Origin of the sequence: Novosphingobium profundi, assembly GCF_020524485.1 — a bacterium.
Classification (GTDB): domain Bacteria; phylum Pseudomonadota; class Alphaproteobacteria; order Sphingomonadales; family Sphingomonadaceae; genus Novosphingobium; species Novosphingobium profundi_A.
The window spans coordinates 387,262-400,260 of record NZ_JAIVLF010000001.1 but is presented as its reverse complement, the minus strand read 5'-3'; the positions used below and the strand labels follow the sequence as shown (position 1 = coordinate 400,260).

Sequence of the window (12,999 nt, the reverse complement as noted above, 5' to 3'; positions counted from 1 at the left end):
TGGCCCCTTGGAAATCTCTCTTCCTAATCCGCAACGCCCAGCAGCATCCGGTCCCCCTCGATGGCGACACCGGGCAACTTGGCGAGGAACGACTGGCCAAGCAGCGACACGTCGAGCCCTTCGGGCAGGATCGCCGCCTCCACACCTTCCGCGCTCAGGCCATCAACCTCGATACGCGCGAGCTTCACAGGCACGCCGTAGACCGTGCCGCTAGCGCCCCGCCCGATCGGACGCACGTCATCCTCGTTCCAGTCGAGCCCGGCCGCGCGCGCGTCCTCGGCCGTCAGCGCCACGATGCTCGCGCCCGTATCGACGAGGAAGTGAACGCTCTGCCCGTCCACCCGTGCATCGAGATAGAAATGCCCGTCGCCCGCGCGTTCCAGCACACTGCCACCTGCAAGCCAAGCCTGGCGCCGGGCCTCGCCAGCCGCCTCCTCTTTGGCGGTTTCGGATGCTGTAACGTCGCTCGTGGATGTCGACGTGGAAAGGCCAGGGGCCATCCAGCCGACAACGGCAGCGGTCAGGAGGAGAAGAATGATCGGTGCAGCACGCATGTCCGCAATCTAGCTGGCGGACACTTCGTCCGGGTTAATGGCACGCGGGCCAATGAAGCCGTGATGCGCCCCCGTTCCGGCAACCGCGGCCATGAGCCCGACGACGAGCGTGTCGAAGGCCATGAGACCCCAGACAAGGGCGTCAGGCTGACCGAGTGCGGCGGTGTGGTTGGCCTCATGCAGAAGTTGCAGGAAGAGCCAGGGCGGCGCGATGTAGAGCGCAATGCGCAGCGCCTTGCTCCAGCCCCGGACATAGGCGTCGCGCAGTCCGAAAGTGCGATGTCCCAGAATACCCGCGATCATCAGCACCACGCCCGGAAGGCTGAGCAGGGTCAGGCCCAGACCGATCGCCAGGCTGGCTGAGGGTGCCAGGCCGAGCGGGAGGCTTCCCGGGAGCGAGCACAGCACGAGTACAAGGAAGCCAAGGGCCAGCGGGCGCCAGGCGATATCGGAAAGGCTCCAGCCCGCCCGTCCCGCAGCCCGGTTCGCCCAGAACCGGGCGGTAAAGAGCACGGCCAGCGGCAGGCCGACCAGCTTGGCCGTCCCATAGGCCCAGCGGGTGGGGTCCTGCGCCAGCGTACGGAAGGCCTCGTCGCTGGCGAACATGCCCAGCCGGATCTCGGCCGCGTGCTGGACGAACTCGGGAACCATCACCAGAAGGAGGGCGAGCGGTACGAGCCGGAAGACCCGCAGCGCGTCGCGAAGGCTCAGGCCGAAACCGCGCAGTTCCGACCCGAGGCCGCTCACTCGGCGGGTTCCGCCGGAACCTTCGCCGCGTCCGTGGCAGCCTCGTCCGCCGCCTCGATCTCGGCCGCCTTGGCCTCGACCAGCTTGACGATGTGGTCGAGCATGTCGGCGTCCTCGACCGTGTGGTCGGTGAGGCCGGACAGATAGACCATGTGCTTGCCATTGCCGCCGCCGGTAAGGCCGATGTCGGTTTCACGCGCTTCGCCGGGGCCATTGACCACGCAGCCCAGCACGGACAGCGAAAGCGGCGTCTTGATGTGCTGCAGGCGGTCTTCGAGCGCCTCGACCGTGCGGATGACGTCGAAGCCCTGGCGTGCGCACGAGGGGCACGAGACAACGCGCACGCCGCGCGTACGAAGGCCCAGGGCCTTGAGCATCTCGAAGCCGACGCGCACTTCCTCTTCGGGCTCTGCCGATAGCGAGACGCGCAAGGTATCACCGATCCCGGCCCAGAGCAGGTTGCCCATGCCGATCGAGGACTTGACCGTCCCGCCGATGAGACCGCCCGCCTCGGTGATGCCCAGATGCAGCGGGCAGTCGGTGGCGTCCGCCAGCCCCTGGTAGGCCGCGACCGCGAGGAACACGTCGGAGGCCTTTACCGCCACCTTGTAGTCGTGAAAGTCGTGGTCCTGCAGAAGCTTGATGTGATCGAGCGCGCTTTCCACCAACGCCTCGGGGCACGGCTCGCCGTACTTTTCGAGGAGATCCTTTTCCAGGCTGCCGGCGTTGACGCCAATGCGGATCGCACAGCCATTGGCCTTGGCCGCACGCACGACTTCGGCAACACGCTCGTCCGAGCCGATGTTGCCCGGGTTGATGCGCAGGCACGCCGCGCCCGCATCGGCCGCTTCGAGCGCGCGTTTGTAGTGGAAGTGGATGTCCGCAATCAGCGGCACCGTCGCCGCGCGGGCAATCTCCTTGAAGGCCGCGGTGCTCTCCACGTCGGGGCAGGACACGCGGATGAGGTCCGCACCCGCCTCCTCGCAGCGGCGGATCTGGTCGATCGTCGCCTTGGCATCGGACGTGAGGGTGTTGGTCATGGTCTGCACCGTGATCGGGGCATCACCACCAACAGGAACACTGCCAACCATGATCTGGCGGCTCTGGCGGCGCTCGATAGTGCGCCATGGACGGATCGAAGACATGGCGCCCTTATAGGGACATGGCGCCCTGGTTTGAAGCCCGTTTGCCAGAAACCTCGCTTGAACCTTCGCCCGTTTCGGGCATTCAGTCTTCCATGATCGAAACCAGCCCCTACGACCCGACCGACGACACCGAAACCGGCACGCCCCTCCTGTTCGGACGCGTGCTCGACGGACATGGCGGGGCGCGGGCGGTTTCGTGGGAGGAAGCGCAGGAGTGGCGCCCCGGCAAGCCCGGGGAAATGCTCTGGGTGCACTTGTGCCGCAATGCCGATGGCGTGGCCGAGTGGCTGGACGAAGGGCTCGGCCTGCCCGAACCCACGGTCGAACTTCTCACCAGCGAGGACACCCGCCCACGCGCCTTTCGCGAGGGCAACGCGCTGGTTGCAACGCTGCGCGGCATCAACTTCAATCCCGGCGCCGAGCCCGAGGACATGGTCTCATTGCAGGTGTGGTGCGACGGCCGCCGTCTCGTCACCTTGCGCCGCCGCCCCCTGCAAACCCCACGCGCGGTGATGGCCGAGCTCGACAAGGGCACCGGCGCGCTCGATGCGGGCGCGGTCATCACGCTCATGGTCGAGCACATGATCGCGCGCATGAACCGCTCGATCATCGACATGAACGAGGTGATCGACCAGCTCGAAGACACCGATCCCGACGAGGATCCCGAAGCCATGCTCGACAAGATCGCGACGATCCGGCGCAATTGCCTCGGCCTCAAGCGCCACATGGCCCCGCAGCACGAGGCGCTCGAGCGGATCAGCCGGGAGGCGCCCGAATGGTTCGAGAAGCACGACCGGCGCGAGATCGCCGAGACCATCGACCGCCTGCGCCGCTATCTCGACGATCTCGACATCAGCAAGGAAAGCGCCGTGGTCCTGCAGGACGACTTGCGCGCCCGCGCCGCGGCGAGCGCGGACCGCACCAGCTACCTCCTCACCATTGTCGCGGCCATTTTCCTGCCGCTCAGCTTCGTCACCGGGCTGCTCGGCATCAACGTGGGCGGGATGCCCGGCATGCAGGACCCCGACGCGTTCTGGGTGGTCGTGGTGCTGTGCGCGGCGATCCTGCTCGTCCAGCTGGTGATGTTCTGGAAGTGGAAGTGGTTCTGAGAGCCTTACGCGATTGCGCAGCGTTCAGAGGGAGAGCGCGAAGAGGAACTCGTCGTCGCGCTTTTCGCCGACCATGAAGAAGATGTCGCCCACCTTCTCGAAGCCGTAGCGCTGGTAGAACTTCTGCGCGCCCGGGTTCTCCGAATAGACCGAGAGCTGGATCTCGTCCGCGCCCTCGACCCGCGCCTTGGCCAGCGCCCAGTTCATCAGCTTGGCGCCGATGCCGCGCCCGGTCGCTTCGGGATCGGTGTAGAGCTGCTTCAGCTCGATCGCCTTCTCCCCACGCGCATGGTCGGGCCAGCCGCAGGCAAGCTTGAGCTTGCAATAGCCCAGCAGGCGCCCGTCCTCGAGCGCGAGCATGATCGGCATGGCCGGGTTGGCAATTTCGGCCGCGACGTTCTCTTCCGAGTGCGATTCGGCGAGGAAGTTCGCCAGGTCCTCGGGGCGGTAGAGCTCGCCGAACTTGGCCGTGAAGGAGCGCGCGCCCAGCTCGGCAAGAGCGGCCGCATCGGTGGGTCCGGCTTCTCGAAGGTCCATTACAATTCCCGCGTCATGCACATCGAAAAATCGTCCGCCACATAGTCGGCAAAGGGCGGGCATTCAACGAAGCCGTGCGAGAGGTAGAGGTTGTGCGCGGGCACGAAGGCTTCCGGGCGCCCGGTTTCCAGGCTCACGCGGGTATAGCCGCACGCCTTGGCCTCTTCCAGGAGGTGGAGGAGCAGCGCGCGGCCTGCCCCCTTGCGGCGATAGGCGGGGGCAACGCGCATCGACTTCAATTCGCCATGGCCCGCGTCCAAGTGCTTGATCGCGCCGCAGCCTGCAAGACTCTCCCCGTCCCAGGCCGAAAAGAACGTGACGTCGGGCTGGCGCAGCCGCTCGGCAGGCATGGCGTGAACGCTTTCGGGCGGTGACCACTGGTGCATTTCATCCAGATGGAACTGGAGCAGCGCCAGGATGGCCTCACCCGACAGGTCGTCGCGACGGATCGTGTAACGGGCGGGGGTCACCGGGTTTCCTCTGTGTTCTTGTCGGCCTTACGCACACCCATGCGCAGGCCCGCTTCCAGCCGCGCGCGCAACTGGGTGTAGTAGGCCTCCAGGAAGGCGCGTTCATCGCCCCAGCCATCGTTGCGGCCGATCTTTTCGGAAATCGTATGGTAGACAGGCTCAATCGCCTTGGCGCGTGTGTCGCGCAGGACCCGTTCGAGGGCCTGGAGCTCGTATTCGCCGTAGACCGCCAGTTCCTCCTCGCCGAAGCGGTACTTCGGCCCCTCGGATACGGTCGTGGTACTGTCCGTCGTGGCCGGGGCCTCGACCGACAGCGCCTTGGCCAGCTTGGGCCGGGGCGCCTGGACGACCCAGCTTCCCGCAATGACATCGCCTGCGCGCAGGCCATCGCGGTTGAACAGCGGGAAGAGCATGAAGATGAGGAACCAGGCCGTCGCCGCAAGCCAGGCAAGGCCGCTCTCAGTTCCCGCCGAAGCGACGAAGACGATGGGCAGGAACAGCTCGATATCGCGCAGGAGATTGCGCGCGATCACCATCTCGGGCGTCAACCGGCCGCCATCGCGCGCGGCGATGCGAAGGCCATTGATGCGCTTTCCCGGCGTTGCTCCACGCGGTCCCAGTTCGAAGAACAGGAAGTAGGCGTTGCGGAACAGGAACAGGACAATGAGCCACACGACCATCAGGAATTGCAGCGCATAGCCACTCGTTGTCCCGCTCGAGAGCGTGCGCTCGATCGACGCTGCACCGCCCGCCATGAACAGGAGGCCGACCGAGAGCACCGTGATCAGAAGGCCAATGAACAGCAGGTCGAGCAGCAGCGCACCGAACCGCGCACCGCGACTGGCAATGGCGATGGAAAGCGAAATGCCCTCGGGCGTCAGCAGCGTACGGCCAAGCCCGGGGGCTTGCTTGCGCGGCTTGCGCGCCTTTCGTTCCTTGCGGGCCATCAGCGCGTGCCCCCTTCCCCAGCGCGTTCCTCACGCCAGCGGCGCGTGCCCGGAAACGCGAAGAAGTAGGCGCACCACATGACCAGCATGAAACCACCGATGGAAAAACGCCCCAGGGTCGTGTCGACGAGCTGGCGCGCGAAGCCTTCCAGAAGCGCGGCGATCACAAGCATGAGGACCACGCCCACCATGACCACGGCCGCACGCTGCCCGGCCGCCGCCGCCGCACTCAGCAGCGGTCTCGCCCCCGGAAAGGCGAGCGTGCGCCCGATATGCAGGCCAGCGGCGGCCGAGAGCAGGATCGCGAAGATCTCGGTCGTCCCATGCACCGCGATCCAGCCTGCAAAGTCGAGGGTCAGCCCCGCCCCGCTGTAGAGCCAGAGCATCGCCCCCAGAAGCGCCAGGTTCTGCACCAGCAGGAGGACAGACGGGATGCCGAAGGCGAAGCCCAGCGCGAAGGCGAGGATCGAGACCTGCGCGTTGTTGCTGAAAAGCTGGGCCGCAAAGACACTGAGCCCGTTCTGATCGGCGTTGTCGAAAAGCGTCGTGCGCAGCATCTCGGGCGTGGCGCCCGGAACGCGCGGCCCCGCCATCTCGCGCGAGACGAGCGCGAAGTACCATTCGGGATCGTTGGCGACGAGGAGCCAGCCCGCCGCGACCGCCGCGACCAGAATCGCGAAACAGGCCGCAACATCGGCGCCAATCGCGCGCACCGCCGCGCTCCAGCCCCCGGCAAAGAAGCTGCGCAGCCAGCCCGCCAGCGAAGTCCGCGGCCCGTAGACCACGAACCAGGCGCGCTGGACGAGGGTTTCCAAGTAGGCCACCGTCGCGGCATCGAGCGAGGTCTCGCGCGCAACCGAAAGCCCCGAGGCCGCCGTACGATAGAGTCCGGGCAAGGCCAGCAGGTCCTCGTCAGAGACCTTGCGCAGGCGTCCCTTCTCCATCTTGCGCACGATGGCCTCTAGGCGCTGCCAGTCGGCCTCGCGCTCCAGCCGGAAGCGGTCCGAACGCAGCGCCGCGCTCTCGATGGCGCCAAGGGCCGAAGCCGCCTGTGCGTTGTCCTGAACGCTGCCGCTCATCCGATGGCTCCTGCGCGCTTGATTTCAAGATAGGCATCGATGAGGCGCGGCCCGATGGCATCGTACGGCGCTTCGATGACGTCGACGCCCATCTGCTGAAGGCGTTTCAGGACCAGTGCGCGCTCGCGCAGCAGAAGGTCGGCGGCGACCGCCTCGGACAGGTCCTGAAGCGAATCGGGCTCCTTCGCCGAGAGCGTCTCCAGCTCATCGTCGACCAGCGTCACGAACAGCACGACATGGCGCGAAAGCAGGCGCCCCACGCTTTCGATCATCAGCTGCGCGCTGGTGAGATCGGTGAAGTCGGAAAAGACGACGATCAGCGATCGGCGCTGGAGCTGTCCCGACAAGGTGGCGAGCGCAAGCGTGAAGTTGGGCTCCTGCGCACGGTATTCCAGCTGCGCCGCGGCGCGCTGCAGGCGCAGGAACGCGCCCTGTCCGGTCACGAACGGCGTGCGCACCTCGGGCCTTGCGGCAAAGCCGAAGAGCGCGATCTTGTCCCCGCCCTTGAGCGCGACATAGGAGGTCGCAAGTGCGGCGGACACCGCGCGGTCGAGGCGGGGCATGCCGCGCACCGGCCCGCTCATCGCCTGCCCGCAATCGAAGGCGAAGACGATCTGGTTGTTGCGCTCGGTCTCGAACTCCTTGGCGTAGAGATGCGAATGGCGGGCCGAGGCCTTCCAGTCGATCCGGCGCCGGTCCATGCCGGGCTGGTATTCGGCCAGCGCCTCGAACTGGGTGCCCTCACCCCGCATGCGCCGCGCGATCAGGCCGAACTGCGCATCCTTGAGAAAGGTCTGCAAGGCGGGCGAGCGCACCGCCGCGACATTGGGCCAGATGCGCACCTCGCGCTCCAGCGTTCCGGTGAACTGCCGGGCGCCCAGCCCAAGCGGCCCCGTCCAGCGCAGCCAGACCCCGCCCAGACGTGCGGTACCCCGGCGCGTGGGCGCAAGCACACGCCCTCCCCGCCAGTCTGCCCCGTCCGGCGTCAGCGCGATCTCGCAGCGACCTTCGGGCACGAGGCGCGGATCGCCCTCCATGACCAGGTGCATCGCGCGCGGACGGCCGCCCATCGTCGCGGCATCGGCGTGCAGGACGAACTCCCCGCCCACTTCGCAGTCCTCGGCAAAGCGCAGCGCGAGCGGCCCCAGCCGCCCGGCAAGCTGCGCATCGATCAGGACCAGCGCGAGCACGACCAGCGCCGCCACAGGCGCGATCAGCCAGGCCTGCGGAGCCGCCGCGCCGATCACCAGGGCAATCGGCGCGGCCAGCGCCAGGGCCAGGACCGCACGGCTGGTCGGCAGCACCGGCAGGGTGCGCCCCTCGGGGCGATGCACCTGCCCGGCCGCGGCCACGGAGCCCTGCTTGGTGGGAAGGTCGGCCGGAGCGCTCATGGCCTCAGCGCGGCGCCTCGGTCTGCGCGACGAGGTCTTCGACGAGCGCCTCGACCTGCTTGCCCTCGATCTCGGCGGCAGGGCTGAGCAGCAGGCGGTGGCGCAGGACGGACGCAGCCAGTGCCTTCACGTCATCGGGCAGGACATAGGAGCGCCCGTCAAGCGCGGCGCGCGCCCGTGCGGCACCTGCCAGCAGAACCGCGGCACGCGGGCTGGCCCCACTGGCCAGATCTGCACTTTCGCGTGTCGCGCGCACCAGGCGCACGATGTAGTCGGCCACCTCGTCGGCCAGCGTCACGCCGCGTACGGCCTCGGCCGCCGCGTCGAGCTGGGCCGCAGTAGTGACCGCCGCGATGCCGAGGTCCGCCGGGGAGGCCGCGCCCTTGTTCGCACCGAAGCGCGCCACGATCCCGCGTTCCTCCTCCAGCGAAGGGTAGTCGACCAGCTGCTTGAACAGGAAACGATCCAGCTGGGCTTCAGGCAGCGGGTAGACGCCCTGGCTCTCGATCGGGTTCTGCGTCGCCACCACCATGAAGTGCGCGGGCAGGGCATGGCGCTCACCATCCAGGGTCACGCGCCGCTCCTGCATGGCTTCGAGAAGCGCGGCCTGCGTCTTGGGCGGCGTGCGGTTGATCTCGTCGGCAAGCAACAGGTCGCAGAAGATCGGTCCGCGCGTCAGCGTGAACTGGCTGGTCTGGAAGTTGAAGAGATTGGAGCCCAGGATATCGCCCGGCATGAGGTCGGGGGTGAACTGGATGCGCCCGAAATCAAGACCAAGCGTCGCGGCAAAGCACTGCGCAAGGAAGGTCTTGGCTGTGCCCGGAGGGCCTTCGAGAAGGACGTGCCCCCGGGCCATGAGCGCGATCAGCAGGTGGTCGATGGTCTCGGCCTGGCCGACCACGGCCTTGCCGATCTCATGACGGATCGCATCGGCCAGCCGGGCCACCTCGGCCAGCGGCAGGCCGTCTGTGGCCGGCGCCGCAGCGGGCGGGGTCTCGGAAAGCGGGGCCTGGTCGTTCATTGCGTCAGTGTCCTTTCGAGCGCGTGGAGATCACGCGCGGCCTTGAGGATATCGTGGGGACGGTGCGCGGCGCGCAGACGCGCGGCGACCGCCGAAAAGGGTTCACGCTCCGGAGCCCGGGTGGCCAGAGCACGGTCAATGGCGGCCTCTGCCGCCTCGGCATCGAGGGCGCGCGGCAGCGCCAGTGCCGCCATCAGGCGCGCACGGGCGCGCGCCGCGTACGGTTCGCGCAGCAGGTGGTAGCGGCGCGAGCGGCGCACCAGCCCGGCCGCGTTGGCAACGAGCGCCTGCTTTCCGAACGCGAGGGCCCTCTCGGGCGTGGCGGGCGGACCGAAGCGCACGAAACCGCGCCAGCCGACCAGCAGCGCGGCCAGCAGCAGGCACAGGCTCACGCCGGCAAAGGGCGGCGTCACCGCCAGCGTCAGCAGGTTCTTTCTCTGCCCGAAGCCATTGAGCGTGAGGTCGAAGACGATGGGCCCGTCCTCGTAGATCTCAAGCCTCTCGAACAGGTCCTCGATCAGCGCGGCACTTTGCGGGCGGGCCATGCCGAAATTGTCGAGAAGATCGGGCTCGAAGACGAGCACGAGCGGGTAGCGGTCCTCATCGTCGACCTCGCTGCGGCGCGGGCGTTGCGCGACCTCTTCCAGGTCGGGATAGCTGCCGCCATCGTCGAGGAGCGCAGCAAGGATCTGCCCCTTGCCATTGGTGACGAGGGGAATGAGCCGCTCGCCCTCCCCCCAGGCCAGGACATGGTCCTGCGGCAAGCGCCCGGCCACGCCCAGCCCCTTCCAGCGTGCGGGATCGGACTTGTCTGCAGCAGCCTCCTCCTCGGCGCCGCGGCCCAAACCGACTGCGACATCATCAAGGAAGCCCCGCCATTCGGGCGGGCGGGCCGAAACCAGGTTCACCCAGCCCCGCTCGGCCTTTTCCTCGCTGCGCTGTTTGTCCGTCACCGGCATCGCCACCCACTTGGGCGCGACCACCAGCGTTGCCCCCTTGTAGCGGTGCGCCGAGACGATGCGGTCGATCTCGCGTCCGTCGGCGTCGGCAGGCGGGGTCAGGATGAGCAATCCATCGGGATTGAGATCGTCCGGGCCATGGCCCATGTCGACATCGTAGCCGCGCGCCTCCAGATACCGCGCCATGGCGGCATAGCCGTTCAGTCCGCGTCCCTGGGCATGGCCGCCCCCGTCATTGCCCGAGCCGAAGCCCGTCCCCGTGCCGATCATCCACAAGAGGAGAACGAACAGAGCGCCGCCCGCCAGCACGATGCCCAGCACCGCACGGCGCGAGAAGGGGTTGGGCTGCGCGTTCGCAGGCCCCGCGACAGGGATCGCATGGGAACTCATGCCGCTGGCGTCCCTTCGCGGAAGTGCAGCCGGGCAAAATCAGCATAGGCCTCGCGCGCGGCCTGCCAATCGCCTGCGTCCAGATCCCGCAGCGCGAACAGGCTGCGCTCGACCCGCTCGGCGATGACCGTGAAGGCGCGACGCCCGGCCTCGGGCAGGACCTTTAGCCCTGCAATCTCGCGCGCGGTGGAAGCGGGCCCCAGCCAGTCAGGCCGTTGGTCGGAAATCTGACGTACACTGCGGCGCAGGAGCAGGTGCGTGGCCTCACCGTAGCGTCCTTCTGCCGCCAGCCGGTCCGCATCGGACAGGAGCGCCTCAACCTCGGCCCGCACGGGAACCCAGGCTTCCGGCTCGTGCCCGGCACCGCGCACACGGCGGTTCTCCCACCAGACCGAGCCGATCCGCCACAGCACGTAGAGGAGAAGAAGCGTCGCAAGCGCCAGCAGGACCCACTGGAAGATCCCCCAGGACATGCCCAGCAGCCGTCCGATAGGCGCAAAGATCGCCTCGAGGATGCGCCCCAGGACCTGCAGCCAGGCGGGCGTTTCGGGAATGGGCACTTCGGGATGGGGCACGGGCGCGAACTGGATCTCGCCCGAGGCGCGCACGGCCTCCCAGTCAGCGCGGGCCTGTGCCGCTGCGGACCCTGCCGCGATATGATCCGCTCCGACGCTCACCCGTGTCTAGTTGGCATGGGGGTCCCGGCGGCGCAAGAAGCCCTCGCGCCATTCCCGGCAAAAGCACTTCAAAAGCCGACGAAAATCACCGCCCAGCTAGGCCAAGCGGAGGCCTTACCCGCGCGGACGTGCGAGCCGGTAGGTGCCGAGCGGGCGCACGTACTTGCAGTGGAACGCCAGTTCCTGCATCGCCCGGTCCACCCGCTCCTCGCCCGGTGCGCCTTCGATATCGACGTAGAACTTCGAGGCCGCGAAGCTCGCGCCAGTCTGGTAGCTTTCCAGCTTGGTCATGTTGACCCCGTTGGTCGCAAAGCCCCCGAGCGCCTTGTAGAGCGCGGCCGGCACGTTGTTCACCTCGAAGATGAAGGTCGTCATCGTCTTCTGGCCCTGCAACGTGAAGGGGTCGAGCGGCTCGCGCGCCAGCACCACGAAACGCGTCGTGTTGTCGTCCGCATCCTCGACATTGTCCTCCACGATCTGCAAGTCATAGAGCTCGGCCGCCAGCTTGGGCGCGATCGCGGCCAGCGTGGGATCGCCCATCTCGCGCACATAGGCCGCCGCGCCCGCAGTATCGGCATAGGCCATCGGCACGATGCCCTTCTCGCGCAGGTAACGGCGCGACTGGCCGAGCGCCTGCGGGTGGCTGTAGGCTGCCGTGAACGGCCCCTGCCCCAGCGCCATCAGCGCGTGGTTGATCGGGGTGAAGTGCTCGCCCACGATCGAAAGTCCGCTTTCGGGCAGCAGGAAGTGGATGTCGGCCACGCGCCCGTGCTGCGAGTTCTCGATAGGGATGATCGCCCGTTCGGCCCGCCCATCGCGCACCGCATCGAGCGCGTCCTCGAAGGAGAAGCAGGGCAGCGGCAGGCACTGCGCGTCGTACTCGAGCGCGGCGCGGTGCGAATTGCACCCCGGCGCGCCCTGAAACGCGACAGCGCGGTCCGGCGCGGCAACAGCCGCATCCGACATGGAGGAAACCTGTGCGAGGGCGGGTTTGGGATAGGAGCTCATGGTGCGCGCGCGTTTACGGCGCTTTCCCGCCGTGCGCAACGCAAACCGGCATGCCCGCAAGGCCTGTCATGCAACCGGACCGAACAATCTGTAACTTCGTGAAATGCGCAATCGGTCTTGCGCTCAAAGCCCCGGAACACTAGAGCCCAATGCCATAAAGAGCGAAAATACGTTTAAAGGTGGGGGCATTGCGAGGGGCTTTGTGAATGGATAATCGTTTCAATACCATCACGGGCTGGGTGCTTGGGGCAGGCGCACTTGGCCTGTGCCTGACTATCGTCAGTTCGATGTATTTCGGTGCCGACAAGCACCACCGTCCGGAAACCATGGGCTACGCCATCGAAGGCGTCGAGATCGAATCGGAAGATTCGGGCGAAGTGCCGTTCGCCACGCTGCTGGCCAGCGCCGATCTTGCCAAGGGCGAGGCTTCCTTCGCCAAGTGCAAGTCCTGCCACACCATCGAATCGGGCGGCGCCAACGGCATCGGCCCCAACCTGCACGGCGTTGTCGGTGAAGGCGTGGGCACGGGCGCAGGCGGATTTGCCTTCTCCGACGCGCTCAAGAGCGTGGGCGGCGAATGGACGTTCGACAAGCTGAACGAGTGGCTGACCAGCCCCAAGGCCTTCGCGCCGGGCACCAAGATGACCTTCGCCGGTCTCTCCAAGCCCGAGGAACGCGCCAACCTCATCGCCTGGCTCAACACCCAGGGCTCGAACCTGCCGCTTCCCGAAGCGCCCGCGGCCGAAGAACCGGCCGAGGATGAAGCTGCGGACGCAGAAGCCGCCGAAGGCGAAGCTGCCGCCGAAGAGGTTGCCGAGGAACCCGCCGCTGCCGAAGACGCCGTCGTCGAGTAAGCACAGGGCAGGATGATATCCGGTACGCTTCGGCGCGTCGGTGGAAAACGGTCCGCGAACGTCACCGAGTCGTTCGCGGACCGTTTTCGTCTGCATGGCAGCAGAACAGGC

14 protein-coding genes are annotated in these 12,999 nt (G+C 67.4%); 2 read left to right on the top strand and 12 right to left on the bottom strand.

Going from position 1 to position 12,999, the window contains the following annotated elements; genetic code table 11:
* Window positions 1–23: 23 nt before the first annotated feature.
* From LC060_RS01670 to ispG, 3 genes are read right to left on the bottom strand one after another with little or no spacing between them, the layout of a single operon-like run.
* Entirely contained in the window at window positions 24–554 is a 531-nt protein-coding gene (locus LC060_RS01670) for a TIGR02281 family clan AA aspartic protease (protein WP_226632145.1), read from the bottom strand.
* A 9-nt stretch (window positions 555–563) separates the two neighbouring features.
* A complete protein-coding gene (locus tag LC060_RS01665; protein WP_226632143.1) occupies window positions 564–1,301 on the bottom strand; it encodes a hypothetical protein in 738 nt (245 codons plus the stop codon).
* Window positions 1,298–2,446 (bottom strand): flavodoxin-dependent (E)-4-hydroxy-3-methylbut-2-enyl-diphosphate synthase, encoded by a 1,149-nt coding sequence (gene ispG / locus LC060_RS01660; RefSeq protein WP_226632142.1) that lies wholly within the window; start codon window positions 2,444–2,446, stop codon window positions 1,298–1,300. Before ispG ends, LC060_RS01665 begins: the two co-directional genes overlap by 4 nt.
* A gap of 92 nt (window positions 2,447–2,538) precedes the next feature.
* On the opposite strand from ispG, the gene LC060_RS01655 reads away from it, so the two are divergent.
* The gene (locus LC060_RS01655) at window positions 2,539–3,555 is read left to right on the top strand and encodes a zinc transporter ZntB (RefSeq protein ID WP_226632140.1); all 1,017 of its coding nucleotides are present in this window, start codon (window positions 2,539–2,541) and stop codon (window positions 3,553–3,555) included.
* A gap of 24 nt (window positions 3,556–3,579) precedes the next feature.
* Here the strand turns inward: LC060_RS01655 and LC060_RS01650 are convergent, their stop codons facing one another.
* The 9 genes from LC060_RS01650 to LC060_RS01610 all read right to left on the bottom strand — a co-directional run bounded on the left by LC060_RS01650 (window position 3,580) and on the right by LC060_RS01610 (window position 12,034).
* Window positions 3,580–4,092, bottom strand: a complete 513-nt coding sequence (locus tag LC060_RS01650; RefSeq protein WP_226632139.1) for a GNAT family N-acetyltransferase — start codon at window positions 4,090–4,092, stop codon at window positions 3,580–3,582.
* Entirely contained in the window at window positions 4,092–4,562 is a 471-nt protein-coding gene (locus LC060_RS01645; RefSeq protein ID WP_226632137.1) for a GNAT family N-acetyltransferase, read from the bottom strand. The genes LC060_RS01650 and LC060_RS01645 overlap by 1 nt, the downstream gene beginning before the upstream one ends.
* Window positions 4,559–5,509 carry an RDD family protein gene (locus tag LC060_RS01640; RefSeq protein ID WP_226632135.1) on the bottom strand — a complete coding sequence of 317 codons (951 nt, stop codon included), beginning with the start codon at window positions 5,507–5,509 and terminating at the stop codon, window positions 4,559–4,561. Before LC060_RS01640 ends, LC060_RS01645 begins: the two co-directional genes overlap by 4 nt.
* Entirely contained in the window at window positions 5,509–6,588 is a 1,080-nt protein-coding gene (locus LC060_RS01635) for a stage II sporulation protein M (RefSeq protein WP_226632134.1), read from the bottom strand. The genes LC060_RS01640 and LC060_RS01635 overlap by 1 nt, the downstream gene beginning before the upstream one ends.
* Window positions 6,585–7,979: a DUF58 domain-containing protein gene (locus LC060_RS01630; RefSeq protein WP_226632132.1), complete on the bottom strand. Its 1,395-nt coding sequence runs from the start codon at window positions 7,977–7,979 to the stop codon at window positions 6,585–6,587. The genes LC060_RS01635 and LC060_RS01630 overlap by 4 nt, the downstream gene beginning before the upstream one ends.
* Before the next feature lie 4 nt (window positions 7,980–7,983).
* Window positions 7,984–9,000 carry an AAA family ATPase gene (locus tag LC060_RS01625; RefSeq protein WP_226632130.1) on the bottom strand — a complete coding sequence of 339 codons (1,017 nt, stop codon included), beginning with the start codon at window positions 8,998–9,000 and terminating at the stop codon, window positions 7,984–7,986.
* A complete protein-coding gene (locus LC060_RS01620; protein ID WP_226632129.1) occupies window positions 8,997–10,349 on the bottom strand; it encodes a DUF4350 domain-containing protein in 1,353 nt (450 codons plus the stop codon). Before LC060_RS01620 ends, LC060_RS01625 begins: the two co-directional genes overlap by 4 nt.
* Window positions 10,346–11,026, bottom strand: a complete 681-nt coding sequence (locus LC060_RS01615; protein ID WP_226632127.1) for a hypothetical protein — start codon at window positions 11,024–11,026, stop codon at window positions 10,346–10,348. The genes LC060_RS01620 and LC060_RS01615 overlap by 4 nt, the downstream gene beginning before the upstream one ends.
* Window positions 11,027–11,140: 114 nt before the next feature.
* Complete coding sequence (locus tag LC060_RS01610) at window positions 11,141–12,034, bottom strand: prephenate dehydratase (protein ID WP_039391795.1); 894 nt, start codon at window positions 12,032–12,034, stop codon at window positions 11,141–11,143.
* A 206-nt stretch (window positions 12,035–12,240) separates the two neighbouring features.
* On the opposite strand from LC060_RS01610, the gene LC060_RS01605 reads away from it, so the two are divergent.
* Window positions 12,241–12,888, top strand: coding sequence for a c-type cytochrome (locus LC060_RS01605; RefSeq protein ID WP_226632125.1), 648 nt, complete (start codon window positions 12,241–12,243; stop codon window positions 12,886–12,888).
* The last annotated feature ends 111 nt before the right edge of the window (window positions 12,889–12,999 follow it).